Source organism: Diaphorobacter sp. LI3 (genome assembly GCF_022807955.1).
Classification (GTDB): Bacteria; Pseudomonadota; Gammaproteobacteria; order Burkholderiales; family Burkholderiaceae_C; genus Diaphorobacter; species Diaphorobacter nitroreducens.
In genome coordinates, this window is the sequence record NZ_CP094346.1 from 2,009,937 (window position 1) to 2,026,751 (window position 16,815).

Consider the following 16,815-nt stretch of genomic DNA (forward strand, 5'->3'; position numbering starts at 1 on the left):
GCTTTGGGCCATGGGCGTTATATCCCTGGTGCAGTGGAAGTGCGTGCGCCAGCACGCATGCGAGCTATCTCGGCCTTCAACTTTTGTGTAGTGAGTAGGATGCTTTCAAGTTGGGCGTCAATAGCACCATAAGTATCTGGGTCAGCATTAGAAAAATCTACCTCCAGAAGTTTGGTGTTCGCATCCTTGACGGCTTTCAGGGCTGCCTGACCACGCTTCTGATCCTGTTCAGAAGCGCGAATGCTCTCGCACACTGCGATCAATTCCTGAGTGACTTCCTCCCGTCGCGACTGATCATCCATAACGTCGATCAACGGCTTATAGCTGGAGCCTTCACTTTCGTCATCAATATCGATTGCGAGTTGCTCATCCTTATCGCTGCTGGGAGGGGGCGGTTGGTTTAGATCGACTCCGAGCCTACTAGCTAGCGCCTCGGCAACATCAGGCGCCTTCTTGCCGAAGCTGAAGTTGAATGCATATGCGCGAGTCCCTAGGCTGCTGGAGTTGTCCTGAATCAAGAACGCGATACGCCGGCTGATTTCAAGGTGTTCACCCACTTTATCTTTCAGATCCCGAGCCATGTCGCCGAATAATTGCTTACCACGCTCGACTAGCTCATAATCTTCCGGCTGACCTCTCCAGTCTTTTAAATATACCTCGGCGTGGCCAAGCGCCTGCAGCATAGCCATCACTTCTCGAATATCCTTGCGCATGTCGCGCGTGATCTCATCGCGCGTGAATCCGCTCTGCATGAGATCCTTAATCGTTAAGGCCTCGTTTACCCACGTGTAGGCGAGCTTAGTTTCTGGTTGCATCTGCAACCGAACTTCTATTTCCTTAATTTCTTTGTCTGAAGCCGATGCCGGAAGCACCATGCAATTTATATGGGTAAATTCGGAGTACTTGCTGTCGCCCGCTGCATATAATTCACGCATAGCCGATAAGCGACGGTTGCCATTGACAACAACACCTGAGCTGGTGATTAAGATGGGTTCAGTCTGTTTTCCTTCCTCCAGCACCTTGGCGATCGGCATAATTGAAGTCGTCCCCTCCTTTGAGAACGCATCCAGCAATTCATGCTGCGCCTGCTGCGCATCTTGGTTTTCCTGTCCGTTGGAAAAAAAGGTGGCACTACATTGATGTAGTCGGATGTATTTTAGCTGCTCGGTGCGTGTTCGCCCGTTCGCCATGCGATAAATCGGCAGTTCAATCGGGACTCGGATTACTGGCAGCTGCTGCACAGAGTTTTGGTACTCGTAAAACGCTGCACGATCTGTCGTCGCAGAGCAGCAGCTAGAAATCTGTTCGATGCGCTCATGCTTTGGAATAACGCGTATTTTATAGACCATTTTTTCCTACTCGAAAGCTACTACAAGAATTGGAACCGTAATGATACGATCGTATAGTTCGAGTTCACCACATAGCCGCTCGAAATTCGCAATATTGCTACCAAGTAGACTGGCGCCGCTGCGCGTCGGCACAGCCAGAGCTGCCGCCTCGATCTTGTTACTATTGAAGAGGTATTGCAGCTTCAAAAGATCGTAAAAGACCCGACTGATATTTCCAGTCTGCAATTGAATCGCAAGATCGCCTCTCCGGCTGAAAATCGTAGCGCCGGCCAGATTGGGTGCGATATAGAGCTCTTCAGACCAACCTTCTTTGGTCAGCTCACTTCGAATGTGCTCTCGAATGGCGGGCGTCGCGTGAGCCTCCAGTCTGATAGCGGGAGCGTTAAAGGCATCGGTTAGCCACTCATCAAGCTCTCGCTTCTCCCATTCGACATTCCCGTTGCGATGTGAATACCCCTCGATGAAATTCATGTAGTCTCTCTTAACGTAGGCTCATAAACTGGCTTATTCATGGGACGAACACGTAGCTTGCCAGCCTGTAGTTGTAGGATTCGCTCCTTAGCAATATTTATGTACTCTGGAAGAATATCGCAGCCATATGCTTTTCTTTTGTGCATCAGAGCAGCAATTGCACTGCTGCCAACGCCCAAATACGGATCAAGCACCGTATCCCCCTTGTTGGTAAGAGCAAGCACCAAGCGTTCAACTAACCCTACTGGAAATTGGCACGGATGGTCAAGCTTTTCAACGTGATTTGCTTTGACATTTGGAATGTCCCATACGTCTGCTGGATTCTTCCCGAGTGGGTTGCCAGAGAGCTGGCCTTTATTTGGTCCTTTGAAGTGTTTTTTGTTTGGATACTTCGACGGAATACGCACCTCATCGAGGTTGAAAATATAGTCATCGCTCTTTGTAAACCAAAGGACTGTCTCGTGGCGTCCTGAAAATCTATTTTGACAATGTAGGCCATGTCCAAAGCTCCAAACAATGCGGTTTCGGAGCTTGAGGCCATGAGATTTAAAGAGTGGGTACAGCAGGATATCTAGAGGGTAAATTTCGTTGCCGTCTACGTAGTTTCCGACTTGCCAGCAAATTGATCCGGTCTTACTCAACAGGCGAACCGCCTCTCCAATTGTCTCGCGTTGATTTTCGATGTATGCCGTAAGCGGTTGTTTTGACTCGTATTCTTTTCCAATGTTGTACGGAGGTGATGTAACAATTAAATTCATGCTCTCGTCGGCGAGTGTGCGCATGAAGGCCATATTGTCTTGACAGGAAATATTCGCATCTTCCAAATTTAAAGATACGACCGAAGCATCACTTCTTTTTTTGGTATTTTGGGCGATTACTAACTTTTTTGGCGTGGTGGAAACTGATTCCTCGATGGAATTTTCAAATAGATCAAATCTCGAATTGAGGCGGCTTGCCTGACTACTTTTCATAATTTTCTAACAATCATTTCCTATATGCTCAACTTTTTCAATTAAGCAGGTCAGGTTCTGTCGGCGTCTATATTGGAGGCACTTCGGCTGAAAATTCATAACTTCAAAGCATTGTAGATCTATTTGCTGTGGTGTCAGCATACGGGAGACAAGACCTCGCCCAAGCGCTACATTGCTTCTTTGCACTACGCGGTACTGGCTGAACTAGCCTACTCTCGCTGCAAATTTGCCGCGTCAAAGATGGATCCGACGGCCTTCTCCATCGCTTCGCGCACAGGGTCAATCCACAGCCTGTCATACGTCTTTGTCGTGTCCAGAGACTTGTGGTTGAGCGATTTGCCGATGATCGATAGGTTCGCTCCACTGCCTGCCATCCATGCTCCGAAGGTGCGCCGCAGGTCGTGAAGTCGCACGTCTTCGATGCTGGCTTTCTTGCGAACGGTTTCCCAAGCTCGCTTGGGCTCAACCAGATGGCCTTTGGCTCCGGAGCTGGGGAACACGAACGGACTGTTAACGGCGTTGGGGTCTGCCTTGCGCTCTGCAAGAACCTCCAGGGCCTGCGGCAGCAGGGGGATGATCTGCGGCTCGCCGTTCTTGGTTTCGGGGATCATCCATTCCTTGCGCACGAGGTTGATTTGATCCCAACGCATCGCGAGTACGTTGGAGCGGCGCGCCCCGGTGATCAAGCTCATCTTGATGTAGTCGCGGGCCACGGGATTTCTGCATTCGTCCACTGCACGGAAGAAGGCTGGAAGCTCTTCACGGGTCAGGAATCGCGAACGTTTGTTTTCCTTGTGCCTTCTGACGCCGCGGCAGGGGTTCAATCCATCGTAAAGCTCTGCTCGGATGGCCTCGCTGAAAACGCTGCTGACCAAGGCCAGCACGCGGTTGGCGGTTATGGGGTGCGTTTCCGCGATCTTGTTGAAGACGGTCTTGATTTCGCCGATGCCGATCTCGGACAGGCGGCGCTTTGCGAGGTTGACGCCGTACTTCCGGTCGGACAGGTACTTGGTGAACTTGGCCAAGTCCTCCTTGTGCGTCTTCTTGCGCGGCTTGCTGTGCTGCTCGTAGAACAGCGCGAACATCTCGCCGAAGGTGATTTCCGCGCGCTGCTGGCGCTTCTTGTCGGCTGGGTTGCTGCCCAGAGCCACCTTGCCGTTATGTTCGATGGCCTTGGTGCGCGCTTCGTCCACCGTGAGGTCGGTGGTGCGGCCGATCTTGATGCGCTCAGGGCGGCGGTTGATCTTCTTGTATAGAACGTAGGTCTTGGCGCCGCTGGCGCCGACACCGACAGCCAAGCCGGGCACTTTCGTGTCGTAGTAATACTTCCAGCCAGACTCCGGTATCGGAAGGTTTTGGATGCTCGCCTTGGTGAAGTTGATGCGGTTGGTGGAGCTTGTCATGGTGGTCAGAACCGTCATGGCAAACGACCGTCGGATGGACTTTTGGTTGCTACTGTATTGCTACCGCGCAAGCAAATTGCTACCCCATTGCTACCATCGGAGTCGATTTCGTGTGACGGATGAAAACTTGGTTGATTTAAAATTTACATTATAAATCAACGGGTTATGACGATTATTGATGGTTGGTGACCTAGCGTAATGCTATGCTTTTTGCGTCTTTTAATCCGTTGGTCACAAGTTCGAATCTTGTACGTCCTACCAGAGATACAGAGGGACTGGCTGTCATGGTCAGTCCCTTTTCTCGTCTGGCGTAGCCAAAGCGTAGCCGAACACATTATCCAGTCGACTTGCAGCGGCCTGCAAGCCTTCTGGCGCTACGTGTGCGTACCGCTCCACCATTGAGAGCGTTTTCCACCCTCCCAGTCTTTGAAGCTCATGCGTTGGCGTGCCGGCTTGTCGATGCCAGGTCGCGAACGTATGTCGGAGGTCATGCCATCGGAAATTCTCGATTCCGGCCAGCTCCAAGCCCTTCCACCATGCCTTGGTTGATACGTTGGCGATAGGGTGGCCACGGTATGAGAAAACGTGTGTCGGGTGTTTTCCGATCTGCTTTTGCAGCACGGCCATGGCCATGTCGTTCAGCGGAACCGCGTGCGCTCTACCGTTCTTGTGCTGCTCGGGAGTGATCCACGCATGGCGCAATTCCAGATTGATCTGAGTCCATGTCAGTCCGCGTACGTTGCCTTGCCGTAGGCCAGTGGCAACCGAGAAGGTCGCCATGTCTGCCAGGTGGGGCGGGAGGTGCTGCAGCAGCTTCGCGAATTCGGCGGGGGTGAGCGAGCGAATGCGGCCCTCTTTCTCGCGATAGAGCGATACCTTCGGAATGCGCTCGATCCATTCCCATTCATGGCAAGCCTTGCGCAGAATGGTGCGGATCAACGCCAGGTAGCGATTAGCTGTGCTTTGCGTCGCAATCTTCGCTCGCGTTGCCTTGATGTGGTCAATCGTTGCGCGGTCGATTTCATCGAGGTACCGGCCACCGAGGTGCTCGTCCAGCCAGCGCAGAATCGACTTGTCGCGTTCGTGGGTGCGCTTGTGCGCGGTTTCTTCCAAGAACTTCAGCACGGCGTCTTTCCACGTGCGCCGAGGCTTGGCGCCGAGCTTTTCTTGTTCCCATCGTTCGGCCTTCAGCCGATCATGGAACTCTTGGGCCTTGCGTTTTTCGGCAGTCCCAGTGCTGACCTGTAGAGGGCCAGATTCGCCCCGGATTGCCGGGAGTTTGACCCACCAAAAGGACGAGTCTTTTCTTCTGTAGAGCGACATTCAGTTTCGTAAGCGTCAGCTCAGCACCCTCTTGACGAGGTCCTTATGGGATAGTCAGACGTCCAGGATGTGTCGCAGCAAGCCGAAGCCTACGCGCCACTGCGTGCCATCACCGGGGTCGATGGTTGCAGTGCGGCTGTTGATGCGCACGATGGTGCCCACCACGGTCTGCAGGTACTTGTCCTCAAAGGCGACCTTCTCGCCGCAGCGAAAGTCGTTGCGCGTCGGTCGGGGGGCGGCCGGCGGCTCTGGCGCCACAGCTTGAGGGCGTGTTGCAGGATCGGGCAAGGGCGGTTCGATCGCGGCGTAAGGCAACTTCCACTCTTTGCGCTCGCGCAGGTCTTGCAACGTGACCTGCGTGTCACGCATGGCCACCACCTTGCCTTCTCGCAGACTGCCATCGCGCCAGTCCACAAAGCGCACGGTTTGACCCAGGTTCATGTCCTTGCGCACGGCAATGATGCGGCGTGGGTCGGCCAGCAGCCGCTCGATCAGCGTGCTGAGCTGGAACAGCTCCAGGCTGCTTGCGTTCTGCAGGGCGTCCAGCACCCGCGGGTCAATGCCAGACACGCTCATGCCGCCTTGCGTTGTTGATCCGCCTGACGGGACTGCCGCATCAGGTTCCAGGGCAGCAACTCATCAATGCGGTTGATGGGGTGGTCGGCTATGCGGCCGAGCACCTCCCGCAAGTAGGCCTCGGGGTCAATCCCGTTGAGTTTGGCGGTTTGCACCAGGCTGTAGATCGCCGCCGCTTGCTCGCCGCCGGCATCCGATCCCATGAACAGGTAGTTGCCCCGTCCCAAAGCCACCCCGCGCAATGCCCGCTCTGCTGCGTTGTTGTCCATCTCGATGCGCCCATCTTGGCAATACCGCGTCAGAGCCTGCCAGCGTGTCAGGCTATAGCCAATGGCTTTGGCCAACTCCGATTTGGCCGACACCCGACCAACCAACTGGCTCAACCAGACGTGCATCTCCTGCAGCAGCGGCCCGGCACGCGCCTGGCGTTGGGCCTGTCGAATGTCGGGAGGCTTTCCCCGAATGTCACGCTCGATGGCATACAGATCGGCAATGCGTCTGAGCGCCTGTGCTGCGATAGACGTCTCGTCTTTGCCGCTGCTCAGGTACAGGTCCCACCACGGTCGGCGCGCGTGCGCCCAGCATGCTGCCTCGGTGATCTGTCCTGAGGCGTACAGCTTGCCCCAGCCGCCATAGGCATCCGCCTGGAGAATGCCGCGATATTTCTTCAAGTGGCGCTCTGGATGCTCGCCTTTGCGATCTGGGGTGTACTGGTACCAGGCCGACGGTGGCGCACTTGAGCCGATCGGACGGTCATCTCTGACGTACACCCACAAGCGCCCCGTCTTGGTCTTGCCGCGCCCGGGCTGCAGCACCGGCACGGGGGTGTCGTCGGCATGAATCTTGGCAGCCGCCAGGGTGTAGCGCCCCAGTGCGGCCACCAGGGGATCAAGCAATTGACCGGCCTGGTCAACCCAGCCGGCCAGCGTTGAGCGGTCCAGCTCAACACCGCTGCGGGCGTAAATGCCGCTTTGGCGGTAGAGAGGCAAATGGTCACAGTACTTGGACACCAGCACATGGGCCAGCAGGCCGGCACCGGCCAGTCCGCGCGCTATGGGGCGGCTGGGTGCGCTGGCCTGGAAGATGGCATGGCACGCCACGCAGGCCAGCTTGGGACGCACATGCCGGATCACCTTGAAGTGGGCAGGCACGTACTCCAGTTGTTCGGAGACATCCTGTCCTATCTTACGCAGTCGAGCGCCACAAGCGGTGCACCCGCAGGACTGGCCATTTGTGTCCTGGTGCGTGTCGCTGATCTCGGGCAGGTGCTCCCGAACATCGCGCGGCAGGTGCGCGGGCAGACTGCGGTCGATCTGCGGGTCATTGGCGGGGGCCGGTGCAGATGCGGCCTTGGCTCGAGTGACCATCGCGGTCTCGCCACCATCGATCAAAGGCATCTGCGCCGACCACTGTTCGCTGGAGGTACCGAATTCGGAGCGAACCCGGCGCAGCAGTTGCAATTTGAGTTTGTCGACCATCAACTTGAGCAGGGCCACCTCGCTGTCGCGCGCCGCGATGATGCGCAGCAATTCGTCGATGTTCTGGGGCGGTTGATGGGGCGTCGGCACGGTTTTGAGTATGCCCAACTCTGCTGTCTCACCTCATCGGGAATGACCCGCAACTGCCAAGCTTTACGCCGCCAGATCGGGACGGTGCGTGCGCGCCGGCATGCGCCAGTCGATGCCTTCAAGCAGCATCGAGAGTTGGGCTGAGGTCAGAGACACGCCGCCGGATGCAGCTTGCGGCCAGACAAAGCGGCCGCGTTCGAGCCGCTTGCTCAGCAGCAGCAAACCTTGGCCATCAAACCACAGCACTTTGAGGATGTCGCCGCGCCGGCCGCGAAAGACAAAGACGTGGCCACTGAACGGGTTCTCGCTCAAAGCTCCTTGGACCATTGCCGCCAAACCGTCGAAGCCTTTGCGCATGTCGGTGTGGCCGGCCACGATCCACACCCGCGTGTTCGCTGGCAAACCGATCATGCGCGCACCACGGCCAGCACCGCCTTGAGTTGCTCGGTATCCACTGGGCCGCGCAGACGGATGACAGTGCCGCCCACCTCAATCTCCATCACCCCCTTGGGTTGGGTTGGCTGACGAGCGTTTGTGGTGGCCACCACCTCAGCTGGCCGAGCGTCTGCGACGACCGTGACCGGCAACAACGTATGAGGTGAGGACTGCCAGTGCTCGAGTTTCATCCAGCTGCGAAGCTGGTTGGCGTTGACACCGTGGCGAAGTGCCAGGCCGGCAACCGAAACCTCTGGCTTGAGCGCTTGCTCCACCAGCCAGGCCTTGAAGGCCGAGACGTAGATGCGCTTGCCGTTGCGCATGACTCGCTCCACCGTCGGGCCGTTCCACTCTGGGGTGTGTCCACTGTCTTGCATATGGACATATCCTGCATTGACCCTCCGCTCCTCACAAGAAGGGCCTTGGGGCCACGCTTACTCAGTTTCTTCCTGAGTACCGGCTACAGACACACGCAGGGTTGATTGTGTCACCAAGTACTCGATCAGCAGAGATTCAACGAACACCCAAGAGCGACCGACCTTGCAGCCAGGTATGAGGCCCGAGCGGGCGCGGGTCATGAGCGTTTGGGGGTGGATGTGCAGCAAGGACGCCGCCTCGCCCACGTTCAAGGTGCGGCTCGTCATGACGCACCCGCATGAAGCGACACGCAACCTATGGACGAATAGGGACCGTCAGCCCATCGCGCAGGTAGCGGGCCATTGGGGTACAGGCGCATTCCGGCAGGCTGGAAAACGCGTCGGTACATGGCTCCAAGAATTTCCCCCGTTGCACGCACCACACGACGACCCGCGACGGTTTTGAGGTCACCAACTCCGAATCGCTGTTTGCACCAACTGGGCAGGTTGAGCCAGCTGCAGATGCCGCGGGCCTGCTGTGTAAGTCCTCCGAGGCCATAGAGTCGCACTCCCTTGGGAAACTGGTGGAACGGGGAAATCTTCGACAGGTACTTCATGAGGTACCCGACAGCGTTTTTTGCGATAACGCGATGTGTCATACCGTGGGGCCACCATCCCTGCTTATCGAACATGGGCAGCTGTAGCCGCTTAGGAAGCCATATCGCCAGGTGGTAATGAAGGGCGCCACGCTGCTGCAATTCAGCGACCCAGAGGTACCTGAAGGGAACCCTGCGTAGCTGACACCAACGGCGTGCAGCCTTGAGGCATTTGGAAATGTGGCGTGGTTGCCAGTCGTCGACCCCGCGGTAGGTCAGGGTGACGAACCAGACGTTTTCACGCATGCCGTTGGGTGTGCCGAAGCGCTGGAGATGACCACCTGCCCAGACTTGGCGACGCAGGCGCTTGACGCGCCGTTCCATGACTAGATTTCTGGAGAAACCGATATCCAGAAAAGCCGGGCCACTTGTTTTAGATGAGACAAGCCCGGCGGCTTCGCCGCCCGTGGGCGCGCAGCGCGCCGCTTGCCCACCCACGGGCGGCAAATCCGCTGTCTGGACTGCAGAAGAAAAAGAAAGTGATGCAGGTAACCGCATGCGAACTCCAGAAGTTGGAAATTCGCGACAGGTGCGGTGTGTTTGTGAGAGGGAACTTGGCTCCTACGGTAGCTCCTGCTTTCTACCGTAACCCCGATGCGCGGGGCGACCCAGTGTCGGTGTCAGAAATAGCCTGAAATCAAGCTGTCGCAGTAGGAAGTCTATTGTGTATTGGCGTGGATCTCAAGTCGTGAAGCTGATACGACGAGCGCCGCTTGACCACAAGCCCCCACAGGTTCCCCGGCTCCCACCCCCCTGTTCGTCGCAAGCGACGGGGGGTCGCCGGGCCTTCGGCCTGTGGGTTTTGTGGACAAGCTCCGTGATCTACACGGAGCGTGGTTGCGTACACCGTTCCAGCATTTTTGCCTCGGGTGCGTAGTCGCCAATGCCGATTGAATGAGCTTCGGCCTTGATACGCAGATCAAAGAAGTGCGTCATGCAATCAGCGAAGGTTTCCCGATCAGCGTAGGGCCGACCATCAACGCCGAGAAATTTCTCCCCCTTGGGGGCCTTGACGTTGTTGCAGGCCCAATAGAACGCGGCGAGAGCGTGTCTCACCACGTCCTCGGGCCTGATCCAGTCCCAACAGTCAGGGTGCGTATTCCACGCGATGGCGGACACGATTCCATGCTGATGGCGGACAGTGTTCCAGCGTGATGGCGGACAGTGTTCCACGCTGAAGGCGGACAGCATTCCAAACTGATGGCGGACACCTGCGGGGTGTTCTGAGTGACCCGAACGCGGCATACGCTGCCCGGTTTTTTGACCGGAACCAGCGATGCCCACACCCAGGGTCACCATGAGCAAACTACGACACACACTGCAACTGCTGCACCGCGGGGCCTTGAGCACCCGTCAAATCGGTGCCGCCCTCGGCATCTCCAAATCCACTGTCAGCGAGATAGCCAGCTACGCGCGCGTGGCCGGCGTGGACTGGGCACTGGCCCAGAGCCTGAACGACGACGAACTCCAGGCCCGGCTCTACAAGCCACCCGTGGCGCGCGAGTCCCGGCACCTTGAACCCGACCACGCCCACATCCACCGCGAACTGCGCCGACCTGGCGTGACGCTGCAGTTGCTTTGGGAGGAATACCAGCAACAGCACAGCGGGCAGGCGTACAAGTACAGCGCCTTCTGCGAGAAGTACAAGGCCTGGGCCCGGCGCCTGCAGCGCTCCATGCGCCAGACCCACACGGGCGGTGACAAGCTCTTTGTGGACTACGCCGGCCAGACCGTTCCCGTGGTGGATGCCGACACTGGCGAGATACGCCAGGCCCAGGTCTTCGTGGCCGTGCTGGGCGCATCGAACTACACCTACGCCTGCGCCACCGCCAGCCAGAAGACCACCGACTGGGTGGCCAGCATCATTAGCGCGCTGGAGTTCATCGGCGGCGTGCCCCGCCTGCTGGTGCCTGACCAGCCGCGCGCCCTCATGGCCCGACCCGACCGTTACGAGCCCACCGCGCACCGCCTGCTCGAAGAGCTCTGTGCGCACTACAGCCTGGCCGTGATGCCCGCGCGCCCGGCCAAGCCACGCGACAAACCCAAGGTGGAGGTCGCTGTGCAGGTGGTCGAGCGCTGGATTCTGGCCAGGCTGCGCCACCAGACCTTCTTCAGCCTGGCCGAGCTCAACCGGGCGATTGCCGCCTTGCTGGTGGACTTGAACCAGCGCGCGTTCAAGAAGCTGCCGGGCAACCGCACTAGCGCCTTCGCCGAACTCGACCGGCCAGCCCTGCGCCCCCTGCCGCCGGTGCGCATGCCCATCGCGCGCTTCAAACCCGCCCGCGTCAACATCGATTACCACGTTGAGCTCGATGGCCACTACTACTCGGTGCCCCACGCCCTGGTGGGTGAGCCGGTGGAGTTGCGCATCACGGCCGGCACGCTCGAAGTCCTGCACGGCAGCAAACGCGTGGCCGCCCACGCCCTCAATCCCCGACGGGGTGCACACACCACCACGCCCGAGCACATGCCGGCCTCGCACCGGGCGCACCTGCAGTGGACGCCGGCCAAGCTCATCGCCTGGGGTGAGCGCGTGGGCGCGGCCACCGCCGCCGTGGTGCGCTGGCAGATGGAGCACCGCCAGCATCCCGAGCAGGGTTACCGCTCCTGTCTGGGCCTCATGCGCCTGGGCCGTGAGTACGGGGCTGACCGGCTGGAGGCCGCCTGTGCGCGGGCGCAGTCGATTCGCTCACCGTCCTACAAGAGCATCGCCTCCATCCTGGGCTGCGGCCTGGACCAGCGGCCGCTGGATGCGCCGATGGCCGCACAGGCGAGCCTGCCGCTGCACGAGAACGTGCGCGGGCCGGGCTACTACCACTGAACTCCAACGTGCAAGCAAACCTAACAAGGAAGAACCATGCTCAACGAACAGACCTTGAACCAACTGCGCGCCCTGCGCCTGGACGGCATGGTGGCCGCCCTCAGCGACGCGGCCACCCACATCACGGCCAGCGAGCTGCCCTTTGAACAACGCCTGGCGCTGCTGGTGCAGCGCGAGGTGGACTGGCGTGACAGCAAGCGCCTGGAGCGCCTGTTGAAGGCGGCCCGCCTGAAGGTCTCCAGTGCCTGCCTGGAGGACATCGACTGGCGCGCCAGCCGGGGCCTGAGCCGAGAGGTCATCACCAGCCTGGCCGGCGGGGACTGGCTGCGCCATGGCCACAACGTGCTGCTCACCGGCGCCACCGGGTGCGGCAAGACGTGGCTCGCCTGCGCACTGGGGCAGCAGGCCGCGCGCCTGGGCTTCTCGGTGCTCTACACCCGCGCGCCACGGCTGCTGCAGGAGCTGCACGTGGCCCACGGCGATGGCAGCCTGGGCAAACGGCTGGCGCAACTGGCGCGGCTGGACCTGCTCATCCTGGACGACTTCGGCATCGCGCCGATTGCCGCGCACGAGCGAAACGACCTGCTGGAATTGCTGGACGACCGGGTGGGCACGCGCTCGACGCTCATCACCAGCCAGTTGCCGGTGACGGCCTGGCACGCCTGGCTGGACGAGCCCACGCTGGCCGACGCCATCCTGGACCGCATCGTGCACGGCTCGCACAAGATAGCCCTCAAGGGCGAGTCGATGCGCAAGCTCACCAAGGCCGTCTGAGCCGGCCGCGCCGACCGCCATTCCACGCTGATGGCGGACACTTCGGCTACGATTTGAGCGTCACTCAGGACACCCGCGCAACGTGTCCGCCATCGCCTGGAACGCTGTCCGCGATGGGAATGGAATCACTGTCCGCCATCAGTGGAATGCGCACTCTTGCTGCTCAACCTCAACGCTTGGATGGGTCCACCGTGCGTGTGCCAGAGCTTGGTCTGCCGCGCCCAACGCAAAGGCGATGAAGCGGTCCATGCGACGTAGCTCCTTCGCCGAGACGACAGCTTCGGCGTTCCACCCGGCTTGCGGATCCTCTTCCTGGCTTGGCACCCGTCCAGCGATGGAGACACCCGTGCCTTCACCCACGGCTGCATCCAGGGTGCGGATCCCAGACTGGCCTGCCAGCAGGCGTTGCCAGGCCACTTCCACATTGCACCCCAAAGGAGATACCAAGCCCAAGCCAGTGATGACGACCCGACGATCCATGCTGCACCTTCCACTGTGAAATCCAGCTCCTGCGAAGCGTTGAGCGTGATTTATTGATGATCGTTGTCATCATAAGTGAGTTTTGATGATGGGTATCATCTAATGCATGAAAGTGAGCAAAGCACAGGCCGCCGAGAATCGCGAAGGAATCGTGGAAGCCGCTGCGCGCCTTTATCGGGAGAAGGGCCTGGATGGCGTGGGCGTGGCCGAGATCACACGCGATGCAGGCTTGACGCACGGCGGGCTGTACCGACACTTTGAGTCCAAGGATGCGCTCGCGCGCGAGGCGTGCCTGCGTGCATTTGAGTGGACGATCACGCCGCTAGACGGATGGGAGCCTCGGGAGGCGGAAGGTGCGCCTGAAACCAGACTCCGTGCGCTGGTGCATGGCTACCTTTCTGTGAACCACCGCGATCACCCTGGAGAGGGTTGCCCTGCTGCGGCATTGGCGGCGGATGCTGCAAGAGCGGGGCCTGAGATGTCAAAGGTTTTTGCACAGGGGGTGGAGCGCAACATCCAGCGCTTTATGAGCGTGCTCCCGGGTAATGACGGGGCCAAGCGTACCCGGACTATCGCGACCCTTAGCAGCATGGTTGGTGCATTGGTTCTCGCCCGCGCCACGGCGGCAGGCAACCCGGCGCTGTCCGAAGAAATATTGGCAACCTTGCGGGAGCAGTTAGCCCCGTAGTCGCTGGATTTGGACAGGCGCTCGCACATTTGAAGCGCTCATCACGTTAGTGCTGACGATGAGGCTGCTAGCCTTAGGGGCCTGTCCATCCTTTGCGCAGCGGGTTTGGATAGGCGCCAAACGGGCGCCTGGCTTGAAAGGCTTCCGGCAACTTTTTCCACCACGCGCTTTATGTACCTACCTGCACAATTCGCCGAGTCCCGGATTGGGGAGCTTCACCGCATCGTCCGCGAGAACGCGCTGGGCATGCTGGTGACACACACTCCCGCCAGTTTGGAGGCCAACCACCTTCCATTTTTTCTGGATGGCGACATGCTGCTGGCGCATGTGGCGCGTGGCAATCCCATCTGGCGCGAGGTACGCGACGGCGATCAAGTGCTTGTCGTCTTCCGCGGCGTCGAAGGTTATATCTCTCCCAACTGGTATCCTGGTAAACAGGAGACTCATCGGCGCGTGCCTACCTGGAACTACGAGGTTGTCCATGCCCACGGAACGATTCATGTCCGCGACGATGTGAAATTCGTTCGCAGAGTGGTCGCCTTGCTAACGCGCCAGCATGAGGCGGGGCAGGCACAGCCGTGGAAGATGGGCGATGCGCCCACAGACTACCTGGATGAGCAACTGCGGCATATCGTGGGCATTGAGATCCGTCTCGGGCGACTGGAAGGAAAGCGCAAGCTGAACCAGCACCACGGCGAGCAAGACCGCGAGGGCGCGATTCAAGGACTGGAGTCCCGCGGCAACCATGGGCTCGCCAAAGCCATGAGGGAGGCGACGTCCCCCACATCGTGACCCGCAACTCCTTGGCCGGCCGGCTTGCGGCCATGCGCGAAGCGGGGTGGCGGGCCTCAGTGCGTTGCCTGCCAGGTGATGCGCGGGCCAGCAAACGATCCAGGCCCTGACCTAGCAAGGTGGGCACTGGTGGTAAGCCCGGCCATGGTGGCTGCCATGCAATCCGTCGGCGGACCTGCTGGGGGCGGTAATGCCCGGCAGTGTGGTGGCGAATCGCCTCCTGCGCGCCTCGGTGAAAGCCGCGCGCCGCATCGCGTGCCGTCGCGTTGGCGCAGAGCGTGCAATGGCGATGCCGGAGCCGGTCGGCACGGATGCCTTATTCCGGGAGCGGGCCCATGAAGGATTCCGAGGGTTGCCGCATCTCGCCCGCGGGCATGGCACCATGCGGTTTTCTATGTGGGAGTGAATCCATGAAATTCTGGCGGGCGGGTGCGTTCGGAGCGTTGGTGTTGGCGGGCTGTGCCAGCCAGCAAACGCTGGTGCCGCAGATTCAGCAAGGCGAATCCGAAGGGAAAAAGACCGTGACGGTGGCGCCCGCGAGTGCCGCGTGCTCCCGGCCCCAGTGCCCCGTGCTGGCGGCGGCGTGGAGCGCGGCGAAGCCGGCGCAGGCGGTGCTCACCGTGGGCCTGCCCCATCAGGCGGCGGAGGTCACGGGCGCGGACTTCCATTTGGGGGGCGGGCAGGCAGTGCGCGTGCGTTCACGTTCGCGCGCCGAGGCCGCTGCGCTGGGCTACCCCGCCACGGCGTTCGATGTGCCCTTGCGGCTGGTGGACCAAATCGCCTATACGCCGCGTAGCTGGGTGCGGGTTCACACCGCCGATGGGCGCAGCGTGGATGAGACGCTCAACAGCGGTGAGGAGCGCAGCAAGGCCGTCGAGGCGATGAGCTACTTTGTCACTGCCGTGGAGTCCGCCAGCGGCCAGGTGGCCAACCCCGACAGCTCTCGCGGCGGCTTGATGGACCGCCTGGGCGGCGGCAAATAGGGCATCAGCGGTCCACGTCCAGCCAGCCCCACATCGACACGAACAGCGCCACCGCAGTGGCGGCGCCCAGCAGGCTGTGGATGTAGAACAGCGCCAGCGGCACCGCCCAGATCATGAGGCGCAGCGACTGGCTGTAGTACAGGCCCGCGCGCATCAGACTGCGCTCGCCCAGGGTCTGCCATGACCGGCGCGCAGCGGACTCCACGGGCATGCCCGCCACGAAGCCGGCGTGGTGGTAGTTGCGCGCCGCCAGCATCGAGGTCAGAAATGCGAGTGCCAGCAGCACCAGCACGGCGAACGCGTTCCAGAAGGCCAACCCCTGGTCGGTGCCCAACGGTGGAAAACCGTGGTGCCACCACTGCGACGGCCAGTGGCCCTGGGTGAGCGTGAGCCCGCCCATGAAGGCCAGGGTGGCGGTGGTCGCCGTCATGGTGCAGGACATGAGCGAGTTGCGTAGCGTCTGGACCCCCAGCACTTCGGTGCCCTTGTGCTGCGCAATGGCGGTAAACCATTCCTGCCGCAACCGTGTATGGGCGCGTGTGGCGGAAGGTGCCCACGCCCAGTGCCGCACAAGGTACAGCAACGGCAGCGCTGCGGTGAGGAGAAACAGCAGGGAGTCCATGTGCATCGCTATGAATTAAGGAGCTTATAGCGCTTGCTGGTATTGGTTTTCAATGCGTTACTGCGATGAATTCAGCCAATGACAAGCGCTGCCAGCTATTTTTTCAGGAGCGCGTGCGGCGATCCCAGAAGTGTTGCAGCTGCATCCCCGCCAGCATGGCGGCCACGAACAGCCAGACCTCGCCGCGCAGCGTCCCCAGGTTCATCACGGCCGGGCCGGGGCAGAACCCCGCCAATCCCCAGCCAATGCCGAACAGCGCCGCGCCGGTCAGCAGGCGTTTGTCCACCGCGGTGGAGGAGGGCAGCTGCATGGGGTCTCCCAGCAGCGAGGTCTTGCGCTTGCGGGCCCAGGTGAACGCCACCAGCCCCACAAGAATGGCGCCCCCCATGACGAAGGCGAGCGAAGGGTCCCATGCGCCGAAGAAGTCCAGGAAGTTCTGTACTTTTGCGGGATTGCCCATGCCCGACAGGATCAGGCCCAGTCCGAAGACCAGGCCGGCAATCAGTGATGCGATGGCAGAAGCCATGGTGTTTCTCCTTGAGATGGG

20 protein-coding genes are annotated in these 16,815 nt (G+C 60.1%); 5 read left to right on the top strand and 15 right to left on the bottom strand.

The window, feature by feature from the left end:
• Window positions 1-17 precede the first annotated feature (17 nt).
• The 12 genes from MRB47_RS09345 to MRB47_RS09395 all read right to left on the bottom strand — a co-directional run bounded on the left by MRB47_RS09345 (window position 18) and on the right by MRB47_RS09395 (window position 10,407).
• The gene (locus MRB47_RS09345; protein ID WP_252102540.1) at window positions 18-1,241 is read right to left on the bottom strand and encodes a hypothetical protein; all 1,224 of its coding nucleotides are present in this window, start codon (window positions 1,239-1,241) and stop codon (window positions 18-20) included.
• Window positions 1,242-1,355: 114 nt separating this feature from the next.
• A complete protein-coding gene (locus tag MRB47_RS09350; protein ID WP_103739051.1) occupies window positions 1,356-1,820 on the bottom strand; it encodes a BglII/BstYI family type II restriction endonuclease in 465 nt (154 codons plus the stop codon).
• Window positions 1,817-2,791, bottom strand: coding sequence for a DNA-methyltransferase (locus MRB47_RS09355; protein ID WP_210434046.1), 975 nt, complete (start codon window positions 2,789-2,791; stop codon window positions 1,817-1,819). Before MRB47_RS09355 ends, MRB47_RS09350 begins: the two co-directional genes overlap by 4 nt.
• A 209-nt stretch (window positions 2,792-3,000) precedes the next feature.
• The gene (locus MRB47_RS09360; protein WP_252102541.1) at window positions 3,001-4,212 is read right to left on the bottom strand and encodes a tyrosine-type recombinase/integrase; all 1,212 of its coding nucleotides are present in this window, start codon (window positions 4,210-4,212) and stop codon (window positions 3,001-3,003) included.
• A gap of 270 nt (window positions 4,213-4,482) precedes the next feature.
• Window positions 4,483-5,517, bottom strand: coding sequence for a tyrosine-type recombinase/integrase (locus tag MRB47_RS09365; RefSeq protein WP_252102542.1), 1,035 nt, complete (start codon window positions 5,515-5,517; stop codon window positions 4,483-4,485).
• 54 nt (window positions 5,518-5,571) lie between these two features.
• Window positions 5,572-6,093, bottom strand: a complete 522-nt coding sequence (locus tag MRB47_RS09370) for a hypothetical protein (protein WP_008903585.1) — start codon at window positions 6,091-6,093, stop codon at window positions 5,572-5,574.
• Window positions 6,090-7,661, bottom strand: coding sequence for an IS66 family transposase (gene tnpC / locus MRB47_RS09375; protein ID WP_034693102.1), 1,572 nt, complete (start codon window positions 7,659-7,661; stop codon window positions 6,090-6,092). The genes MRB47_RS09370 and tnpC overlap by 4 nt, the downstream gene beginning before the upstream one ends.
• A 63-nt stretch (window positions 7,662-7,724) precedes the next feature.
• Window positions 7,725-8,072, bottom strand: a complete 348-nt coding sequence (gene tnpB, locus MRB47_RS09380) for an IS66 family insertion sequence element accessory protein TnpB (RefSeq protein ID WP_008903583.1) — start codon at window positions 8,070-8,072, stop codon at window positions 7,725-7,727.
• On the bottom strand, window positions 8,069-8,419 hold the full coding sequence (tnpA, locus tag MRB47_RS09385) for an IS66-like element accessory protein TnpA (protein ID WP_008903582.1): 351 nt from the start codon (window positions 8,417-8,419) through the stop codon (window positions 8,069-8,071). The genes tnpB and tnpA overlap by 4 nt, the downstream gene beginning before the upstream one ends.
• A gap of 111 nt (window positions 8,420-8,530) precedes the next feature.
• Window positions 8,531-8,740 (bottom strand): helix-turn-helix domain-containing protein, encoded by a 210-nt coding sequence (locus MRB47_RS19975; protein WP_411275741.1) that lies wholly within the window; start codon window positions 8,738-8,740, stop codon window positions 8,531-8,533.
• Window positions 8,737-9,606, bottom strand: coding sequence for a hypothetical protein (locus tag MRB47_RS09390; protein ID WP_252102543.1), 870 nt, complete (start codon window positions 9,604-9,606; stop codon window positions 8,737-8,739). Before MRB47_RS09390 ends, MRB47_RS19975 begins: the two co-directional genes overlap by 4 nt.
• Before the next feature lie 324 nt (window positions 9,607-9,930).
• Window positions 9,931-10,407: a hypothetical protein gene (locus tag MRB47_RS09395; protein ID WP_252102661.1), complete on the bottom strand. Its 477-nt coding sequence runs from the start codon at window positions 10,405-10,407 to the stop codon at window positions 9,931-9,933.
• On the opposite strand from MRB47_RS09395, the gene istA reads away from it, so the two are divergent.
• Together istA and istB are read left to right on the top strand one after the other, a co-directional pair.
• Window positions 10,385-11,929 carry an IS21 family transposase gene (istA, locus tag MRB47_RS09400; protein ID WP_252100662.1) on the top strand — a complete coding sequence of 515 codons (1,545 nt, stop codon included), beginning with the start codon at window positions 10,385-10,387 and terminating at the stop codon, window positions 11,927-11,929. The two genes, MRB47_RS09395 and istA, sit on opposite strands and share 23 nt — an antisense overlap.
• Before the next feature lie 36 nt (window positions 11,930-11,965).
• The gene (gene istB / locus MRB47_RS09405; RefSeq protein ID WP_011805003.1) at window positions 11,966-12,703 is read left to right on the top strand and encodes an IS21-like element helper ATPase IstB; all 738 of its coding nucleotides are present in this window, start codon (window positions 11,966-11,968) and stop codon (window positions 12,701-12,703) included.
• Window positions 12,704-12,841: 138 nt separating this feature from the next.
• Here the strand turns inward: istB and MRB47_RS09410 are convergent, their stop codons facing one another.
• Window positions 12,842-13,183 (bottom strand): beta-ketoacyl synthase N-terminal-like domain-containing protein, encoded by a 342-nt coding sequence (locus MRB47_RS09410; RefSeq protein WP_411275742.1) that lies wholly within the window; start codon window positions 13,181-13,183, stop codon window positions 12,842-12,844.
• 106 nt (window positions 13,184-13,289) lie between these two features.
• Here MRB47_RS09410 and MRB47_RS09415 point away from each other — a divergent pair, with 106 nt between their 5' ends.
• The 3 genes from MRB47_RS09415 to MRB47_RS09425 all read left to right on the top strand — a co-directional run bounded on the left by MRB47_RS09415 (window position 13,290) and on the right by MRB47_RS09425 (window position 15,646).
• The gene (locus MRB47_RS09415; RefSeq protein ID WP_015913010.1) at window positions 13,290-13,871 is read left to right on the top strand and encodes a TetR/AcrR family transcriptional regulator; all 582 of its coding nucleotides are present in this window, start codon (window positions 13,290-13,292) and stop codon (window positions 13,869-13,871) included.
• A gap of 171 nt (window positions 13,872-14,042) precedes the next feature.
• Complete coding sequence (locus MRB47_RS09420) at window positions 14,043-14,663, top strand: FMN-binding negative transcriptional regulator (RefSeq protein ID WP_252102544.1); 621 nt, start codon at window positions 14,043-14,045, stop codon at window positions 14,661-14,663.
• 410 nt (window positions 14,664-15,073) lie between these two features.
• Complete coding sequence (locus tag MRB47_RS09425; protein WP_015913012.1) at window positions 15,074-15,646, top strand: hypothetical protein; 573 nt, start codon at window positions 15,074-15,076, stop codon at window positions 15,644-15,646.
• Between the two features lie 4 nt (window positions 15,647-15,650).
• Here the strand turns inward: MRB47_RS09425 and MRB47_RS09430 are convergent, their stop codons facing one another.
• Together MRB47_RS09430 and MRB47_RS09435 are read right to left on the bottom strand one after the other, a co-directional pair.
• A complete protein-coding gene (locus MRB47_RS09430) occupies window positions 15,651-16,268 on the bottom strand; it encodes a DUF599 family protein (RefSeq protein WP_252102545.1) in 618 nt (205 codons plus the stop codon).
• 103 nt (window positions 16,269-16,371) lie between these two features.
• Complete coding sequence (locus MRB47_RS09435; RefSeq protein WP_196995689.1) at window positions 16,372-16,794, bottom strand: YeeE/YedE family protein; 423 nt, start codon at window positions 16,792-16,794, stop codon at window positions 16,372-16,374.
• Between the last annotated feature and the right edge of the window lie 21 nt (window positions 16,795-16,815).